1 protein-coding gene is annotated in these 870 nt (G+C 71.5%); it reads left to right on the forward strand.

The window, feature by feature from the left end; genetic code table 11:
- Nucleotides 1-153 precede the first annotated feature (153 nt).
- Nucleotides 154-744, forward strand: coding sequence for a hypothetical protein (locus tag HYE82_RS36830; protein WP_179178571.1), 591 nt, complete (start codon nt 154-156; stop codon nt 742-744).
- Nucleotides 745-870 lie beyond the last annotated feature (126 nt).

The raw sequence follows: 870 nt of genomic DNA on the forward strand, positions 1-870 counted from the left end.
CATCCTGCCCCCATCCCGCCCCTGCCGGAGGGAATCCGGGGCCAACCGATTCGGGACGGACGGGGCTGCGGGAACGGAGCACATCCGCGCCGCAGCCCCGCAGCGTACCCGGTCGTTCAGGCTTCCCGGAACGAACCGGACCGAGGAGACGAGTTGATCACGCAGTACCAGCAGCAGCTACGGGAGCGCTACCTCGCCGCCCCCGTCATGCCCGCCCCGATGCCCTGGCAACCGGTCCTGGACCACGGGGTCGCCATCGGCGGCCTGCTCGGCATCGGCTTCGCAGTCCACCCGGACACCGGACACGACCTCGTCATGGTCGTGTCCAACGACGGTCACGGACTCTTCGATGCGGTCACCGGCGAGAAGATCGCACGCGACCGGGATCCCGATCCCGCCACCGGCACCCCCGACGCACACCCGGACCTCACCTGCCCCGGCCTCGGTCCGGTCGCAGGGACCCCGGTCCGTATCGCCGGCCTCTTCGGCGGCGGTCTGCACCGCACCACCCCGGACGGTTGGACGCTGGACATCGTCAGTCCCGAATGGCCCCATGACCGCGTCATCCTCTCCGCCGACGGCGGAGCACGCAGAGGACCGGCGGGAGGCACCTGGTGGCACGTCTTCCACTCCGAGTACTCGGAGCTGCGCGCTGCCGGCTTTTCCCCCTCCGGTCTCACCCTGGCAGTCGCCACCAGCAGCGACCTCACCCTCTGGACACGCCCGGAGCTCCGTTTCGACTGACTTGGATGTCGAAGGACACCCTGCCGGTGACCGGCAGGGACGGGGGTCGTTGGCCCGTGCGGAGCCGGACCGCCCGGCCCGCGCGCCGACGGCACCCGCCGGTGCGTGCACCGCACACCCCCCCTC

Origin of the sequence: Streptomyces sp. BR123 (assembly GCF_013401435.1) — a bacterium.
Taxonomy (GTDB): domain Bacteria; phylum Actinomycetota; class Actinomycetes; order Streptomycetales; family Streptomycetaceae; genus Streptomyces.